Raw genomic sequence first — 15,777 nt, 5'->3', positions numbered from 1 at the left:
GACTTGCATGAGATGATGAGGCACCCGCCTTACGCGCGTTGCCATTGTCGCATTGTGCGAAAAGCGGAGTCTTTCGGCAACTCAAACTTACGGGCTGACCGCGCCCATTACCCCAGACGGGACGCGCTTCGAGTTTGATGGCTCATCAAAAAAATTTTGCTTAATCGCCTCCTTTAAAGACGAACAATAGAATGCTGTTCCCTGCGGAGATTTGTCTTCAAACTCGCGGCGCGCTATTCGCATAGCGACCGTGGGAGGAAGAGACGATGGAAATCAAGGAAACGCCTGACATGTGGGCGCTGCGGCTGACCAAGCGCCTGCGCATTCCGGATGTGAAACAAGCTGCGCAGGAGTATGGACCGATCATCGAAAATGCGATTTCTTCCGCGGGGTTGACGCCATCCGGCCCGTGGCTGTTCATCGCTCACAACCTGCCAAGGACCGGCAAGATCCCGTTCGACTGGGCCATCTGCCGACCCGTTGCGAAGCCTGACGCGTATCAGGGCGCCATCGAACTCGTCCATCTCGAACCGATCATCGTCGCATCTGTCGTCCATCAAGGATCTATGCGGACGCTTTTCACGCAAGGTTATGCACCGCTCGTCGCCGAGATCGAACGATCGCGGCACGTTTTCTCCGGCGAAAGCCGGGAAGTCTATCATGACTGGAACGGGCCGGGGGCGGCTTACCACCGTATAGAAATCCAGTTCGGGTTGTCGCGATGACGAACCCGGTGGCAAGCCGACATAAAAAAGGCCGGGCGAACCCGGCCTCAGGCGATACGAGCGCCGCATTCACGCGGCGCTTCTCTTTTCTCTAAACCTTTGCGGGCGCGTCGGTCTTTGTTTCGGCCGTCTCGCAGCCGCAGCTGCCTTCCGGGCCGTGACCCTTGCACTCGCCGGCTTCGGTGTGCTCATGCTTGGACTCTCCCGAGCACCCGCATCCCGCGTCGGTCGCGGGCTTCGAGACGCTGCCGCCGATGGCCGCTGCCATCGTTGCCTCATCGAGCTGCTGGTCGCCGCCGCCGCAAGCCATGACCTTCTGCGGATCGTTCACATCTTCACCGCGCACCTTCGCGGCAGCCGCAGCCATCGGAGAGGTTTCGGCCTTGCGCTTCGGCGCGGCCTTCCACTGGTTGGAGGCGATCTGAAGCTCGGGTGTCTTTTCGAGCGTGCGCGACGTATCGAAGTCGAACTTGAGCTTCTTTTTCGTCTGCGGACCCCAGTAGCCGCGCTTGCCGAGATCGTAGAACTGCCGCTGCCAGGCCGAGAGCAGGAACGCCTTCAGGCAGCCGAGCAGATACTTGCGGCGCACCTTGTCGCCACGCACCCACGGATAGCCCCACAGCGCCTTGTTCATGTAGAAGCGGCGGTAGTTCTTCATCACGCCGTCGAGCAGTTCGCCGCGGTCGATCGCCTTCGGCTTCATGATCGGCGTCACGAAGTTATACTTCTCGAAGTCGAACACCTCGACCGTATCGCCAAGTTCGCGGTAAAGGTCCGAGAACGGCCACGGCGTGAACATGGACCAGTTGGCCATGTCCGGGTTCCACTCGCGAACCATCTTGTAGGTTTCTTCGAGCGTTTCGAGCGTCTCGTTTTCGAGGCCGACGATGAACTGCGCTTCGGTCACGATACCGTTCGCGCGCAGAAGGTCGATGGCCTTCTTGTTCTGCGCAACCGTCGTTTCCTTGTTGAACAGGTCGAGGTTGAGCTGCGCCGCCGCTTCGGTGCCGAGCGAGATGTGGACGAGGCCCGCCTTGCGGTAGAGCGGAAGCAAGTCTTCGTCGCGCAGGATGTCGGTCACGCGGGTGTTGATACCCCAAAGCACCGGCAACTTGCGGGCGATGAGTTCTTCGCAGAACGCCACGAACGCCTTGCGGTTGATCGTCGGCTCTTCGTCGGCGAGGATGAAGAAGCCCACATTGTGGTCGCGATACAGCGACTCGATTTCGTCGACGACGAGCTTCGGCTTTCTCACGCGATAATCGCGCCAGAACTTCCACTGCGAGCAGAAGGAGCAGGTGAACGGACAGCCGCGCGCCATGTTCGGCGTGGCGACGCGCGTGTTCATCGGGATGTAGTGATATTTCGTCCAGTCGAGGATGGACCAGTCGGCGACGATGGTGTCGACGTCGCGGATCGGCGGCTCGGCCGGGGTGGCGATGACCTTCGAGCCTTCCTGATAGGCGATGCCGTGGACCTGGCCGCGGCTGTCGGGCCATTCGCCCTTGTCGACCGCCTTCACGAGGTTCAGCATCACCGCTTCGCCTTCGCCGCGGATGATGGCGTCGATCCAAGGGGCTTCGTGCAGGATCTGCGAATACATGAACGTGCCGTGGATGCCGCCCAGCACCGTCACCACATTCGGGTGAACTTCCTTGGCGATCTGCAGCGCGCGCTCGGCCTTGTAGATGGACGGCGTAATGGCCGTCGAGCCGACGATGTCGGGCTTTTCCTCGGCGAGGATCGCGCGAAGTTCATCTTCGGTGAGGTTGTCCGTCATCGCGTCGATGAAGCGGATGTCGGAATAACCGCCCGCCTTCAGATAACCGGCGAGGTAGGCCACCCACGAGGGGGACCATCGGCCCGCGATTTCGGCGCCGCCCGAATGATAGTTTGGATGGATAAGTACAATCCGCATGCATCGCCTCCTTGGGGGGCCGCTGTCCCGTCAACGCCTTTTGATGAGTGTGATGATGTCGCGGGGTGGACAAAGCCGGAAGCGTGAGCTACGCCATGATCCGATAGGGGCCGTCGTCCGGATATGCCGCACCGACATCAGCAACGCTCCTCAGAAAGCGTCGGCGATTCCGCGACAAATCAGAAACCGGCCGGTAGAGTTGAAGGTCATCATAGCTTCTGAACCACCCTCCAGCGGATTCGGTCTGTTCCAATGGCCGGTAATAGCTTGGCAAACTTGCCACTTCGCGGCAGATATTTACCTGCGCGAACAAAGCCAAGTATCCACCCTTCTTTTATGAGGTTGGAGTGTCAGCCTTATTACCTATTATCTTCGACGATTAAGACCATCGAAGCACCATCAAACTCGACTTATTGCACCCGCTTGAGACGAATGCAAGCGGCCTTTCGCGGTGCTTTGCGCGGCGTTCTGACCCGATGCGCGTTGAATCTCACCGTGAAAACTCAGGCGTGGCTTTACTTGTCTCAAGCGCCGAAACCTGAGCGGCGAGGCTGTCGAGCGCATCCGCGAGCATCGGTCCGTCGCATGTCGTGAGCGGCTCGGGAATCACGATGCGGCGCGCGAGCGGATACAGCTTTTGCAGCGCAGGGTGCACCAGCAGCGCTTCGCCCTGATCCCGCGGGCTATCACGAACATTTGTGACGAGAATGAAATCGGGCCGCGTCATCACGATGGCCTCCAGCGACGCGAAACCGCCATGCGACAGGCCCATGTCTCCGGCGGCGTTCACGAGACCGGAGGCGGCCAGAAGGGATGTCGTCATCGATTCCCCCCCGAACACCCATCCGCGCCGCGAAACGGCCAGCACCCGCGAATGCACGCGCGCCGCTGCGGCGCGGGCGCGGAGCAAAGCGGCGTCGATCCGCGCGATGTGCGGTTCCGCGCGGTCTGGATGGCCGACGAGCGCGGCCATGCGCCGAATTTGCAGTTTCGCGTCGTCGATGGAGCGGGCGACATCGAACTCCGCGACCGGCACACCCTTCGCTTTCAAGATCTGACGCGTGGCAAGCCGCGTGAAGCGCCCGGCGAGCACGAGGTCCGGTTCTGCGATAAGGGCATCCTCCGCCGTGCCGGACAATTTCGGGAAAGCGCGCGCTTCCTTCGCCAGCCAGCTTTGCGAGGCGTCGCGCGAATAGGGGCTCAGTCCGGCGATCTGATCGCTGTCCGCGAGCGTGAGAAGAAGCTGGTCGGTACAGAGATTGATGGACACGATGCGGCGCGGTGAATCGGCGGCGGCGGCGGTGAGCGAGGCAAACAGCATCATGCAGGCGGCGACGAAGCGGGTCACGGCGCGACCCACGGAACGAGCACGGGCGCGCCGTCATGCTCCGCCCGGAAGGCACCGATATGAAACGCGCGCGCCAGCATCTCGGGCGACAACGCGACGGCGGGCGCCCCGGATTCGATCAGCCGTCCGTCTTTCATGACCAGCACGCGATCCGCAAATCGTGCGGCAAGGCCGAGATCGTGCGTCACCACCAGCACGAGCGCACCGCCGAGCGCCGTGTCCCGAAGCAGCGCCATCACGTCGAGCTGATAGCGCGGGTCGAGGGACGCGATGGGCTCGTCCGCCAGCACGACCGGCGCTTCGACCGCCAGCACGCGGGCGAGCGCCACGCGGGCCTTCTCGCCGCCGGACAACTCGGTGACAGGGCGGTCGGCGAGCGCGGCGAGATCGACGGCGGCGATGGCGCGGGCGACGGCTTCGGCGTCGCGGGCCGGGAGATTCGCGGGATCGGTGGCGCCATGCGGATAGCGGCCGAGCGCCACCACATCGCGCACCGGCAGCGGCCAATGCACCGCGTGGCCTTGCGGCAGATACGCGAAGCGAAGGGCGCGCTCGCGGATCGGCAGCGCCGCCGCGTCGCCGCCGCCCGCCCGGATTTCCCCGCGCGACGGCACGAGCCCGGCAAGCGCGCGGAGCAGCGTCGTCTTGCCCGCGCCGTTCGGACCGATCACGGCGGCGAGGCAGCCGCGCGGCAGGTCGAACGACACATCCGCGATGAGGTCGCGCGCGCCGAGCCGGACACCGAGACCGCGCGCCAAGAGATAAGCCGCGCTCATGAGAGGCCACCCGTCAGCGCGCGGCGGTCGCGCACGATCAGATAGAGAAAGAAGGGAACGCCGATGATCGCCGTCAGCACGCCGACTTTTATGTCGGTCGTCGACGGAATAAGGCGCACGGCGATGTCGGCGGCAAGAAGCAACGCCGCGCCGATGGCCGCGCTTGGCAGGAGCAGCCGCGCGGGGTCGTGGCCGACGAGCGGGCGCGCGAGATGCGGCGCGACGAGACCGATGAAGCCGATGGTTCCCGAAACCGCCACCGCGCCGCCGACACCGAGCGCCACGCCCGCGATCACCGCGAGCCGGAGCCGCGCCACATCCACGCCGAGGCTTTGCGCCGCCTCTTCGCCGAGGCTCAGCGTCCGAAGCGCGTTCCTGTTGGCAAGCAGGATCGCAGCGCCCGCCAGGATGAAGGGAAGCGCCAGCGCCACATGCTGGAAACTCCGGTCTTCGAGCGAACCAAGCAGCCAGAAGGTGATTTCAAGCGCGGCGTAAGGGTTCGGCGCGAGGTTCACCGCGAGCGCGGTTCCCGCGCCCGCGAGAGCCGAAAGCGCGAGGCCCGCGAGGATGAGGATCAGAAGGTTTGCGTTGCGGCCCGCCACTGCGAGCAGCACGAAAACCGACGCGAACGCCGCCGCGATCGCCGCCACCGGCAGGGCGAAAGACAGCGCATCGGCGAGCCCCGTTGCAATCACGACGACCGCGCCGAAGGCCGCCGCCTGCGGCGCGCCGAACAGCGCGGGCGAGGCCAGCGGGTTGCGCAACAGCCCTTGCAGCGCCGCGCCGGAAAGCCCGAGGATCGCGCCGATGGCGAGCGCCAGCACCGCGCGCGGCAGGCGGATTTCCTGCACGATGATGCGTTGCGGCTCGGTCCCTGCGCCGAACAGCGCCGCCGTAACCGTATCGGGCGAAAGCGCGACCGGCCCCGCGCCGAGCGACAGCACGGCCAGCAGCGCCGCCACCGCGAATAGCGCCAGCGTCGTCACCGGCCACTTGCGGCGCGGCGCGAGCACGGCCGACTTTACGGCCGAATCCGTATGGGGAACCTGTAAAATGACATCCTCCGCCGACCCGCCGTCGCACGTTGCGTGTCCAGAGCGTTTCATGCGACGAGGCCGCTTGCACGCTTCGAGACAACAGTTACAGCGCCGGCCGGTCTCCTGGCTCGCGGGTCGTGGCCGCCATCGCCTTCCCGAACGCACGCGTTCAGTGGCTTCGATGACGGCTCGCCGCTTACAGTTGCGGGGGCAGCCGCGGAATCGGGATCGAGCGTCCCTCACCGCGTTCCCGTTTCACCCGCTTGCGCGGGCACCGGCGCTTGATGCGGCCTATCATAAAGGCAAAGCGGCGGCAATGCGACGGGCTTCGCGTCGCGTGCGATCAGGCGAGCCGCATATGGCTTGTGCGCGGCACGGCGGCGGGGCTCCAATGCTGGACCCCATGGCGGAGGATTTCCGCGCAGGGCACGGGCGGCATCTCCGGCGGCACGTCCTGTCCGAGAAAGGCGAGTGCCCGCCACAGCAAGCGGCTATCGGCGGGAGTCGGCAGTTCCTTCGCGAAAGTCTGCTTCGAGAGCTTGCTGCCATCGGCGTTGAGCGCGAGCGGCAGATGAATGTATCGCGGCTCTGGCAGGCCAAGCAGCCGTTGCAGCACGATCTGCCGCGCGGTGTTGTCGAGGAGATCGGCGCCGCGCACGACATCGGTCACACCCTGAGAGGCATCGTCGACGACCACGGCGAGTTGATAGGCGAACAGCCCGTCCCGGCGCTGCACGACGAAATCGCCCACGGTCGCAGCGACATCCTCGCGCTGAGGGCCGAACACGCGATCGGCGAAGTCCACGACGCCAGCGGGAACGCGGAGGCGCACGGCGGCATCGTCGCGCGGCGCCGTGAAGGCGTGGCATGTGCCGGGATAGACCGCGCCGCCGATCCGCGCGAGATCGGCCCGCGAGCAGCGGCACCAGAAGACGTGTCCCGCGCGCCTGAGCGCTTCGAGCGCGTGCGCGTAGGCATCGAGGCGCGTCGACTGAAACAGCACGTCACCGTCCCACTCGAACCCGTAGGCCTCAAGCTGCTTAAGGATGCGCGCCGCCGCCCCCGGCATCTCGCGCGGCGGGTCGATGTCTTCCATGCGCACGAGCCATCGACCGCCAACGGCGCGCGCATCGCAATAGCTTGCGACGGCGGCGACGAGCGAGCCGAAATGCAAGGGCCCCGTGGGCGAGGGCGCGAAGCGGCCGATATGGGTCATGCGGTTTTTTTCTTTCACGCCGCGCCGCTGCGCAAGCCTGTGGAGCGTCCCAGCCGCGCCGTTCGTCGGGCTTGCCCGCGCGCGCCTTCGACCTATTTTAAGGAAAGCTTCGGTGCCCGATCAAGATCGGGTGAAACGGGAACGCGGTCGGCGAATTCGCTCATGCCGCGGCTGCCCCCGCAACTGTAGGCGGATGCTCCGATCGGGAGCCACTGGACCGGTAGCGGTTCGGGAAGGCGATCGGGGCGATATCCGCAAGCCAGGAGACCGGCCGAAGCGGCGCGTTGTCAAAGGCGCGCATACGCTTCTCGTTCGGCGGAGGGCCGCACGGTGCCATGCCAAGCGCAAGCCCGCGGTTCGTCGCCGGCGGCTCGTCTGTCATCGCCCGCAGCCGCTCCTGTGACACCCGAAAGGCCATGGCATGGAACCGAAAGACACTACGACAAACGAAGGCTTCAAGGGCTTCACCAACGAGGCGTGCCCGTTCCTGCCGTGTCACAAAGGCGTTCGCGGCAAATTCAATTGCCTGTTTTGCTATTGCCCGCTTATCGCCTATGAATGCCCTGGCCCGTACATCGTCTATACCGACGCGACCGGAATGCGGCGAAAGGATTGCTCGAATTGCACCCTGCCGCATAATGGCTATCGCGGAAGCTGGAACTTCATCCAGAAGTGGCTGAAGAAACCGGAGATCTGGGACGGGCACGATCAGACGCGCGAATTCCGGCTGAAAGCGCCGCCGGTAGAAAACGAAACAGACGAATGACCGCCGACACGATCCCCGCACAGGCCGCCGAACTCATCGCCCGCATCGCCTATCAGCCCGCGCCCGAGGGGCTGCCGCGCCGCGCCCGCTCGATCATGATCCAGGGCACGGCGTCGGACGTCGGCAAGAGCATGGTTGTCGCGGGGCTGTGCCGGGCGTATGCGCGGCGCGGCCTCGTGGTGCGTCCGTTCAAGGCGCAGAACATGTCGAACAACGCCGCCGTGGCGGCTGACAGCGACCTGCCGCCCGGCCCGGATGGCGAGATCGTCTATGGCGAGATCGGCCGTGCGCAGGCGATGCAGGCGCGCGCAGCGAAGGCCGCCCCGTCGATCCACATGAACCCCGTGCTCTTGAAGCCGCAGACGGATATCGGCTCGCAGGTGGTGCTGCGCGGGCGCGTGCTCGGCAATTGCCCGGCGCGGATCTATCATCACATGCGCCAGAAGATGATGCCCGCCGTGATCGACAGTCTCGACCGGCTCCGCGCCGAGGCCGATCTCGTCATCGTGGAGGGCGCGGGCAGCGGCGCGGAAGTCTATCTTCGCAATTCAGACATCACGAACATGCACCTCGCCGAAGCGGGCGGCCTGCCGGTGGTGATCCTGTCGGACATCGACCGGGGCGGCACGATGGCGGCCATCGTCGGCAGCCATCTGCTTCTGTCCGAGGCCGACCGCGCGCGGGTGAAAGGCTACATCGTCAACAAGTTTCGCGGCGATTTCTCGCTGTTCGAGCCGGGCGTGAAAACCATCACCGAAGCCACGGGGTGGCCCTTCCTCGGCGTGCTGCGCTGGTTCGACAGTGCGGAGCGGCTTCCCGCAGAAGACTCGCTCGCTCTGGAGCGTCCGGCCGAGGGCGAGGGTCGCGGCGTCAAGGTCGCGGTGCCGCGCCTGTCTCGCGTGGCGAATTTCGACGACCTCGATCCGCTGGCGGCGGAACCCGGCGTTTCGCTCAAGTGGATTCAGCCGGGCAACCTGATCCCCGCCGACACCGATGTTGTCATACTCCCCGGCTCGAAGGCGACGCGCACCGATCTCGACGTGCTGCGCCGCGAGGGCTGGGACATCGACATTCTCGCGCATGCGCGGCGCGGCGGTCGCGTGATCGGGCTTTGCGCGGGCTTCCAGATGTTAGGCCGCGTGGTGCGCGATCCGCAAGGCATCGAGGGGCCGGCGGGCGAGACGCCGGGCCTCGGCCTGCTTGACATCGAGACGGAAATCGGCGGCGACAAGCGGCTGATCGACATCGACACCACGGACCGCGCGACGGGCTGCCGGGTGACCGGCTATGAGATGCATATGGGGCGCACGACCGGCGCGGGGCTCGAACGTCCCTGGCTCGTGCTCGACGACGGGCGCGGAGGCACCCGGCCCGAGGGCGCGCTATCGGCGAACGGTCTCATCGCGGGCGCCTACGTGCACGGCCTGTTCGGCTCGAACGAGTTTCGCGCGCATTGGCTCCAAAGCATCGGCGCGGCGGCATCCGGCCTGGATTTCGACGCGCGCACCGAAGCGGCTCTCGAAGCGCTGGCGGATCACGTCGAAAAGAACCTCGATCTCGACGCGCTGCTGGCGCTGGCGGTTTGAAGCGGCCCGTTGCCTTCACAAGGCGGCGAGCGAGCCGCGAAGCCTTGAGCGCACCCACAAAACCTGATTTCCGCCGCAAACGAAGCCGTTGACCGCGCCGCGCGCCTCGCTTATCTGCTGAGCATGGCTATACGATCCATTGTCACGATCCCGGACGCGATCCTGCGCGAAAAATCGAAACCCGTCGAAACGGTCGACGACGAGTTGCGAGCGCTCGCACACGACATGCTTGAAACCATGTACGCCGCGCCGGGCATCGGGCTGGCAGCGGTGCAGGTCGGCGTGCTGCGCCGCCTTATCGTGATGGACGCGCAGAAGGGCGACGAGAAGGGCAAGAATCCGCTCATTCTCATCAATCCCGAGATTCTCGCTCACGGCGACGCTCCGCGCGTTCATGAGGAAGGCTGTCTGTCCATTCCGCAGATGTACGCGGAGGTGGAACGTCCCGCGCTTGTGCGCGTGAGCTACATCGACGCCGACGGCAAGCAGCAGGAACGCGATTTCGCCGATCTTGAGGCAACCCTCGTGCAACACGAGATCGACCACCTGGAAGGACGGCTGTTCATCGATCACCTGTCGCGGCTGAAGCGGACGCTTATCATCCGCAAGTTCCAGAAGATGCAACGCGAGCGCGCCAAGGCCGAGGTTCTGTAAGCGCCGCCGGGTTTTGCAAATACTGACAAGCCCGAAGCGCCATGCTTCGATCAGCTTACGCGCTGTGCCACGCCGCCAGCGTGTGCGCCAGAAAGTCGGGCTGTTCCAGCGTGGACAGATGCCCGCAATCCGGCACGACTTCGAGTTTCGCACCGGGAATCGCATCGGCGATTTCCTTCGCGAGCGCGGGCGGCGTTAACTCGTCGCCATAACCCACCACGACGAGCGTCGGGCAGCGGATCGAGCCGAGATAGGGCCGCGAATCCCGCCGCCCCATGATTGCCGTCTGCTGGCGGACGAAGACCTCCGAACCGCCTTCGAGGATCATGCTTTCGACGATGGCGCGAAGAGCATGATCGTTGCGACGGCTTGCGTGCACGAAGACAGGGAACAGCAGCCCCGGCAGATCGCCGAACTTGCCGGTTTGCGCCATCTCGATCTGATGCTTGCGGCGCGCCGTCTGCTCCGGGGTATCCGGGCGCGCCGTTGTATCGAGCAGCGCGAGCTTGGCCACGCGATCGGGAGCGCGCCGCAGGATCTCGAAAGCGACATAGCCGCCCATCGAAAGCCCGGCAAGCGCGAACCGCGGCGGAGCGGCTGCCAGCACATCGTCGGCGAGGCCCGCTATGGAGTCGCTTCGTGTGTGGTTGGCCACCGTGACGGCCGCTCCCTGTCTGAACAGCACGGGAAGCTGGCTGCCGTAAAGCCGCGTGTCGCAGCCGAGGCCTGGGATCAACAGCGTTGGCAAGGTTTCCATGATGCGTCTCTCCGGCTCCCCTCGTGCAACCCCCATGACTTCCGACCGGGGATGCACGCGACTTGAGCAGCACATTCTAATGTAAGCGCTCCATGTAGGCGCTCGTCAACGCGCGTCGGCAGCCGACTCCGAGGCGTTCCGGGAGAGCACGCCGTTGCCGTCCTTCACGCGCGAGCGCACCTGGAAGAACAGCGCCTGCCCGATGATGGCTTTCACGGTTTCGGCGTTGAACGGCTTCGCGATGAGGAAGGTGGGCTCCGGCTTTGCACCGGTCAGCAGAAGCTCCGGATGCCCCGTGATGAAAATGACCGGAAGTTCGAGGGAACCCAGGATTTCGTTAACGGCCTCCACGCCCGAACTGCCATCCGCCAGCTGAATATCGGAGAGGATGAGATCCGGCTGGTTTTCCTTCGCGAGCTTGAGCGCGGCGCTGTGCGTACGCGCCGTGCCCGTCACGTTGTGGCCGATGCCCGTAACGATCTCTTCGAGATGGGCGGCGGTGAGCGGTTCATCCTCGATGATGAGGATGTCGGCCGGATCGAGCTGGCTCGCAATTTCATGATCCGCCGCCGCGATCAGCAGCGCGACTTCGCCCGTGTCGATATCGAGGATTTTTGCGATCGCGTCGGCGTCGAAGCCTTCCACCGACAGGAGCAGAAAGGCCTGCCGAGGCTTTGGCGTGAGCGTTTGCAGCCCATGGATCGCCTCGGAAGTCTCGCTGGCGAAGGTCGGAAAGTCGTTGGTCCCGACCGAATTCCAGATCTTCAGGAAGACGCGGTAGAGCGCAATCTTCGGTTCAAGCCCCGCAGGAAACAGGGCCGGATCGTCGACCAGCGCTTCAAGGAGCGCAACGACGTAGGCATCTCCGCTTTCCTGCGAACCGGAAAGCGCACGCGCAAATCGCCGAAGCGACGGCAGATGCGGAGCAATTGATTGCGAAACAGACATATGGCGTACCCCAAGAGATAATTGTCCAGGCGTAGTTGATTTTACTGCAACAAACGCCCTTAGCGGGTGTTCCGGTACATTGATGATTTGTGAAAATTTGCTCCCTGTCCAGAGTGGCCGGTGACTCCTCTCAACAACAAGGAACCATGATGAACGAAAACGATACGAGCGAGCGCGAAGCGAGCGCTCCTCTCCCGCAGTCGCCTCTGAAAAGCGAAGAGGCCGGTTTGGTTCTGAATTTGAAAGATGGTCCCGGAGAAAAAAAAGAGGCTCCCGACGGGGCCGGCGATCTCGCGCAAACAACGCCCATCAACCCCACTTATGATGAGGCTCGGTTCGCCGCGGGTGTGGTCAAACTTTACGAGAAGCTTCTCGCTGAGCCCATTCCCGACGAAATGCTGGCTCTTATCAACAAGATCGAAAAGCAGGAGCGCAACTGAATGGGTAATCCCGCCGATGCAAACCTGCGGCAAGAGTTGGTCAAGTGGATCCCGAACCTGCGCGCATTCGCATTGTCGCTGACGCAAAGCTCGCAGCATTCGGACGATCTGGTTCAGGACACGCTCGTCAAGGCCCTGTCAAATCTCGACAAGTTTCAGGAAGGCACGAACCTGCGCGCATGGCTGTTCACGATCCTTCGCAACAGCTTCTACAATGACATTCGTTACAAGAAATATCATCAGACCGCTCCGCTCGACGACGTCGACCCGTCAAATCTGGAAACCCGCGCGACGCAGGAAAAATACATCGAGTTCAAGGACGTCTTGAAAGGATTGAGCGGCCTCGTCCCCGAGCAGCGCGAGGCAATCATCCTGATCGCGGCGGAGGGATTATCCTATGAGGAGGCGGCGGCCGTCTGCAATTGCCCCGTGGGGACCGTGAAAAGTCGCCTCAGCCGCGCCCGCCAGCGCCTCGAAGAATTCGTGAACGGTGAAAAAGCGCTTCCGATTGACGCGACACCATGAAGCCACATCGTGTATCTTTCATCGACGGCCGACATTCGGTCGCGACAAAGAGCATGGGCGCGATGAAGGGTGTGCGCGACATCGTTTCGCTTTTCAGCGAAAGCCGCCGCGAAGCAGCGCTTCTGGGCGCGGCGGCCATTGTGCTTATCATTCTCGCCGCTTTTTCCTTCTGGCTATCCCATCGCCTTGAAAACGATGCGCAAAAAGCCGCCGAACTGAACCGCTACAGTGCAAAGCTCGGCCGCGCCGCTCGAATAATGCGCACCGTGGAAAGCAGTCAGCGCGGTTACCTGCTTACGGGAACGGAGCAATATCTTCGGCCTTACAACGAGCTGCATTCGCAGCTTCTTCCGCAAACGAGGAGATTGATCGAGAGCGCGCCGGAAAGCCTGGAGGGAGGGGACCGCCTGGAAGTTCTGCTCGATCTGATGACCCGCAAGGCCGACGAGATGGCCGCTACGGTTTCCGACGCGACGAGCGACCGGCGCGACGCCGCCCTCGCGCGTCTCAAGGACAATTACGGCATCAAGCTTTCCGAACAAATCGAAGAACACATCACCGCGTTGCAGGATGAGGCTGCGGAGAAGCGCGAGGACATCGAAACGACCGCGGCAGAGCTGCGGGAGAAAAAAATCATCGTCGATGTCGTAGGCGGTGTCGCCATCCTGGCCTTCTCTTTTCTTAGCATTTGGTTCCTGATGAGGTCGAACGCGGCGCTGGTGAAAGCTCACGGCGCGCTTGAACGAACGAACAACGACCTCGAAGATATTGTCATGCACCGTACAGCGGCGTTGCAGCGCGCTAACGACGAAATTCAGCGCTTTGCCTACATCGTGAGCCACGACCTTCGCTCGCCGCTCGTCAATATCATGGGTTTCACCTCCGAGCTGGAAACGCTGCGCAAGGACTTGTTCGAACGGCTGGAGAAGGCGAACGCGCTGGCGGACACGGACGAACTCGGCAAGGATTTCGATGAGGCTTTCGGCTTCATCAAGAGCTCGATCGCCAGGATGGACCGGCTGATCAACGCCATTCTGAAGATTTCCCGTCAGGGAAGCCGCCCGCTTCACTCCGAATTGATCGACGCAAAGGCCCTCGTTGAAACGGTCGTGTCCAACGTGGCTCATCAAGTTCGGGAGAAGGATGCCCAAATCACGATTGGCGATTTACCGCCGATCCTCAGCGATCGGATGTCGATGGAGCAGATTTTTTCCAACCTCATCGAAAATGCCATCAAGTTCCTCAAAAACGACGGGCACGGAGAAATAAAGATAGAAGGATACTTGCGGGGTGTTGACGTCGTATATTCGGTTTCCGATAATGGCCGCGGTATCGATCCACGCGATCATCAACGGATCTTCGAGCTTTTTCGGCGGGCAGGCCCGCAGGATGTGCCCGGCGAGGGGATGGGTCTGGCATTTGTGTCCGCACTGGTGCGGCGTCTTGGCGGGTCTATCGCCGTCGAATCCGTCCTGGGGAGCGGAAGCACTTTCAAGGTGACGTTTCCCGGCACCATTGCGCATAATAGAGGGATGGCCGCGTGAACAAGCCTGTGACAATCATCATGATCGAAGACGATCATGGACACGCCCGGCTCATCGAGCGGAACATCAGGCGCGCCGGCGTAACGAACGAGATCACGCATTTCGAAGATGGGTCGTCGGCGCTCGAATATTTCAGGCGTATCGAGAACGAACCGGCTGACATGAACCCGATCCTCGTGCTGCTCGATCTGAACCTGCCCGATATGTCTGGCATCGACATTCTTGAATATCTCAAGAACGACGGCCACCTTCGCGTTGCACCCGTGATCGTACTCACGACGACGGACGATCAGCTCGAAATACGGCGCTGCTACGATCTCGGTTGCAACGTCTACATCACGAAGCCCGTCGATTATGAGCAGTTTGCGGTAGCCATACGCCAGCTTGGCCTGTTTTTTTCCGTCATCAAGGTTCCGGACCCGCTTAATGCCTAACAAGAATCCGCGAATCCTTATCATCGACGATGATGAAGGCTTTTGCCGGTTGGTTTCAAACCGTCTTGAACGCAACGGCTTTTCCGTTGTTTCGGCCTATTCGGCGGCAGCGGGCCTCAAGGAGAACGCAGCGTCCGAATTCGATGTCGTGCTGCTCGATCACGTCCTCCCCGAACAGGACGGCCTGACCCTCCTCGCCGCGCTTCAATCGCGCTCCAACGCTCCGCCCGTCGTCTATCTCACCGGGACGCAGGACAGCCGTGTCGCAGTCGCCGCGTTGAAGGCGGGCGCGGCGGATTATGTGGTGAAAGACCTCCACGGCGATTTCCTGCTGCTGCTCGAAAACGCGATCACCAACGCAATGTTCACGACCGCCCTCAAGCGCGAACGGGAACGGGCCGAGGCCGCCGTTCGCACGGCTCGCGACGAGTTCAAGGCGCTGGCGGAGGAACGCGCGTTGCTGCTCCGCGAAGTCAACCACAGGGTCAGCAACAGCCTGCAACTTATCGCGTCGCTGCTCCACTTCCAGGGGGATGTAAGCGGCAGCGCCGATGTGAAAGCAGCGCTGAAGGAGGCGAACGGCCGCGTGCTGGCGGTCGCGCGCGTTCACCGCTCCCTTTACACCTCGTTTGACGTTCGATGGGTGACACTTTCGGAATATCTGACGAGCCTCATTCGCGATCTGGAGGATGTGTCTGGCGGCGAAAGCTCGAACAGCGTCATTTCCTTCAGCGGTTCTCCCATCCAGATATCTCCCGACGCAGCCGTCTCGATTGGCATCGTGACCACCGAACTCATTCTCAACGCGCTCAAGCATGCCTATCCGAACGGGCGCGGCCAGGTGCGCGTATTCATTCGGGTTCGCGGGCCGGAGGTCGATCTTGTGGTTGAGGATGACGGCGTGGGCACCAAGGACGATCCGCTGGAAAGAAAAAACCGGCGTGGGCTTGGTCAGCGCATCATCGCCGGAATGGCGGAAAAGCTCGAAGGCGCTCTTCGATACGAAAAACTGTCACCTGGAACGAGGGCCACGCTGACGTTTCCCATCGGCGAGCATATTCGTGTTCTGGAAAGCGAGAAGGTGCTGACCTGAAGGAGTGGTC

At 62.9% G+C, this 15,777-nt stretch carries 16 protein-coding genes and 2 riboswitches; of the genes, 9 read left to right on the top strand and 7 right to left on the bottom strand.

What is annotated here, in order from left to right; all coding sequences use genetic code 11:
- Window positions 1-266: 266 nt before the first annotated feature.
- Window positions 267-725: a hypothetical protein gene (locus QM659_RS03520; RefSeq protein WP_415187386.1), complete on the top strand. Its 459-nt coding sequence runs from the start codon at window positions 267-269 to the stop codon at window positions 723-725.
- 91 nt (window positions 726-816) lie between these two features.
- Here QM659_RS03520 and bchE read toward each other — a convergent pair whose 3' ends face one another.
- The 5 genes from bchE to gluQRS form a co-directional block, all read right to left on the bottom strand.
- Window positions 817-2,643: a magnesium-protoporphyrin IX monomethyl ester anaerobic oxidative cyclase gene (bchE, locus tag QM659_RS03515; RefSeq protein WP_415187385.1), complete on the bottom strand. Its 1,827-nt coding sequence runs from the start codon at window positions 2,641-2,643 to the stop codon at window positions 817-819.
- Between the two features lie 490 nt (window positions 2,644-3,133).
- Window positions 3,134-3,991, bottom strand: coding sequence for an ABC transporter substrate-binding protein (locus tag QM659_RS03510; RefSeq protein WP_415187384.1), 858 nt, complete (start codon window positions 3,989-3,991; stop codon window positions 3,134-3,136).
- Complete coding sequence (locus QM659_RS03505; protein ID WP_415187383.1) at window positions 3,988-4,767, bottom strand: ABC transporter ATP-binding protein; 780 nt, start codon at window positions 4,765-4,767, stop codon at window positions 3,988-3,990. Before QM659_RS03505 ends, QM659_RS03510 begins: the two co-directional genes overlap by 4 nt.
- A complete protein-coding gene (locus QM659_RS03500) occupies window positions 4,764-5,873 on the bottom strand; it encodes a FecCD family ABC transporter permease (protein WP_415187382.1) in 1,110 nt (369 codons plus the stop codon). Before QM659_RS03500 ends, QM659_RS03505 begins: the two co-directional genes overlap by 4 nt.
- A 26-nt stretch (window positions 5,874-5,899) precedes the next feature.
- Window positions 5,900-6,098, bottom strand: a riboswitch (cobalamin riboswitch).
- Window positions 6,099-6,147: 49 nt separating this feature from the next.
- Window positions 6,148-7,020 (bottom strand): tRNA glutamyl-Q(34) synthetase GluQRS, encoded by an 873-nt coding sequence (gluQRS, locus tag QM659_RS03495; RefSeq protein ID WP_415187381.1) that lies wholly within the window; start codon window positions 7,018-7,020, stop codon window positions 6,148-6,150.
- A 93-nt stretch (window positions 7,021-7,113) separates the two neighbouring features.
- Window positions 7,114-7,311: riboswitch (cobalamin riboswitch) on the top strand.
- Window positions 7,312-7,441: 130 nt separating this feature from the next.
- Here gluQRS and QM659_RS03490 point away from each other — a divergent pair.
- The 3 genes from QM659_RS03490 (at window position 7,442) to def (ending at window position 10,026) form a co-directional block, all read left to right on the top strand.
- Entirely contained in the window at window positions 7,442-7,786 is a 345-nt protein-coding gene (locus tag QM659_RS03490) for a cysteine-rich small domain-containing protein (protein ID WP_415187380.1), read from the top strand.
- Window positions 7,783-9,372, top strand: coding sequence for a cobyric acid synthase (locus tag QM659_RS03485; protein ID WP_415187379.1), 1,590 nt, complete (start codon window positions 7,783-7,785; stop codon window positions 9,370-9,372). The genes QM659_RS03490 and QM659_RS03485 overlap by 4 nt, the downstream gene beginning before the upstream one ends.
- A 123-nt stretch (window positions 9,373-9,495) precedes the next feature.
- Window positions 9,496-10,026 (top strand): peptide deformylase, encoded by a 531-nt coding sequence (gene def, locus QM659_RS03480; RefSeq protein ID WP_303483403.1) that lies wholly within the window; start codon window positions 9,496-9,498, stop codon window positions 10,024-10,026.
- Window positions 10,027-10,081: 55 nt separating this feature from the next.
- Here the strand turns inward: def and QM659_RS03475 are convergent, their stop codons facing one another.
- Together QM659_RS03475 and QM659_RS03470 are read right to left on the bottom strand one after the other, a co-directional pair.
- Window positions 10,082-10,783, bottom strand: a complete 702-nt coding sequence (locus QM659_RS03475) for an alpha/beta fold hydrolase (RefSeq protein ID WP_415187378.1) — start codon at window positions 10,781-10,783, stop codon at window positions 10,082-10,084.
- 105 nt (window positions 10,784-10,888) lie between these two features.
- Window positions 10,889-11,731, bottom strand: a complete 843-nt coding sequence (locus QM659_RS03470; RefSeq protein WP_127079120.1) for a response regulator — start codon at window positions 11,729-11,731, stop codon at window positions 10,889-10,891.
- A 113-nt stretch (window positions 11,732-11,844) separates the two neighbouring features.
- Here QM659_RS03470 and QM659_RS03465 point away from each other — a divergent pair, with 113 nt between their 5' ends.
- Genes QM659_RS03465 through QM659_RS03445 form a run of 5 tightly spaced genes read left to right on the top strand, consistent with a single transcriptional unit; the run spans window position 11,845 to window position 15,767 of the window.
- Window positions 11,845-12,171, top strand: coding sequence for a hypothetical protein (locus tag QM659_RS03465; RefSeq protein WP_415187377.1), 327 nt, complete (start codon window positions 11,845-11,847; stop codon window positions 12,169-12,171).
- Window positions 12,172-12,696 carry a sigma-70 family RNA polymerase sigma factor gene (locus QM659_RS03460; RefSeq protein ID WP_127079124.1) on the top strand — a complete coding sequence of 175 codons (525 nt, stop codon included), beginning with the start codon at window positions 12,172-12,174 and terminating at the stop codon, window positions 12,694-12,696.
- A gap of 53 nt (window positions 12,697-12,749) precedes the next feature.
- The gene (locus tag QM659_RS03455; RefSeq protein WP_415187376.1) at window positions 12,750-14,240 is read left to right on the top strand and encodes a sensor histidine kinase; all 1,491 of its coding nucleotides are present in this window, start codon (window positions 12,750-12,752) and stop codon (window positions 14,238-14,240) included.
- A complete protein-coding gene (locus QM659_RS03450) occupies window positions 14,237-14,674 on the top strand; it encodes a response regulator (RefSeq protein ID WP_303483412.1) in 438 nt (145 codons plus the stop codon). Before QM659_RS03455 ends, QM659_RS03450 begins: the two co-directional genes overlap by 4 nt.
- The gene (locus QM659_RS03445) at window positions 14,667-15,767 is read left to right on the top strand and encodes a response regulator (protein ID WP_127079128.1); all 1,101 of its coding nucleotides are present in this window, start codon (window positions 14,667-14,669) and stop codon (window positions 15,765-15,767) included. The genes QM659_RS03450 and QM659_RS03445 overlap by 8 nt, the downstream gene beginning before the upstream one ends.
- The last annotated feature ends 10 nt before the right edge of the window (window positions 15,768-15,777 follow it).

The organism is Rhodomicrobium sp., assembly GCF_047605405.1.
Classification (GTDB): domain Bacteria; phylum Pseudomonadota; class Alphaproteobacteria; order Rhizobiales; family Rhodomicrobiaceae; genus Rhodomicrobium; species Rhodomicrobium lacus.
This window is presented reverse-complemented; position numbering and strand designations above follow the sequence as displayed.

What these genes read in the sequence shown, in the direction of transcription:
- QM659_RS03475 (WP_415187378.1), bottom strand. Translation starts at nt 10,783, where the DNA reads ATGGAAACCTTGCCAACGCTGTTGATCCCAGGCCTCGGCTGCGACACG.
- QM659_RS03490 (WP_415187380.1), top strand. Translation starts at nt 7,442, where the DNA reads ATGGAACCGAAAGACACTACGACAAACGAAGGCTTCAAGGGCTTCACC.
- QM659_RS03470 (WP_127079120.1), bottom strand. Translation starts at nt 11,731, where the DNA reads ATGTCTGTTTCGCAATCAATTGCTCCGCATCTGCCGTCGCTTCGGCGA.
- gluQRS (WP_415187381.1), bottom strand. Translation starts at nt 7,020, where the DNA reads ATGACCCATATCGGCCGCTTCGCGCCCTCGCCCACGGGGCCCTTGCAT.
- QM659_RS03505 (WP_415187383.1), bottom strand. Translation starts at nt 4,767, where the DNA reads ATGAGCGCGGCTTATCTCTTGGCGCGCGGTCTCGGTGTCCGGCTCGGC.
- def (WP_303483403.1), top strand. Translation starts at nt 9,496, where the DNA reads ATGGCTATACGATCCATTGTCACGATCCCGGACGCGATCCTGCGCGAA.
- QM659_RS03460 (WP_127079124.1), top strand. Translation starts at nt 12,172, where the DNA reads ATGGGTAATCCCGCCGATGCAAACCTGCGGCAAGAGTTGGTCAAGTGG.
- QM659_RS03445 (WP_127079128.1), top strand. Translation starts at nt 14,667, where the DNA reads ATGCCTAACAAGAATCCGCGAATCCTTATCATCGACGATGATGAAGGC.
- bchE (WP_415187385.1), bottom strand. Translation starts at nt 2,643, where the DNA reads ATGCGGATTGTACTTATCCATCCAAACTATCATTCGGGCGGCGCCGAA.
- QM659_RS03500 (WP_415187382.1), bottom strand. Translation starts at nt 5,873, where the DNA reads ATGAAACGCTCTGGACACGCAACGTGCGACGGCGGGTCGGCGGAGGAT.
- QM659_RS03455 (WP_415187376.1), top strand. Translation starts at nt 12,750, where the DNA reads ATGGGCGCGATGAAGGGTGTGCGCGACATCGTTTCGCTTTTCAGCGAA.
- QM659_RS03520 (WP_415187386.1), top strand. Translation starts at nt 267, where the DNA reads ATGGAAATCAAGGAAACGCCTGACATGTGGGCGCTGCGGCTGACCAAG.
- QM659_RS03485 (WP_415187379.1), top strand. Translation starts at nt 7,783, where the DNA reads ATGACCGCCGACACGATCCCCGCACAGGCCGCCGAACTCATCGCCCGC.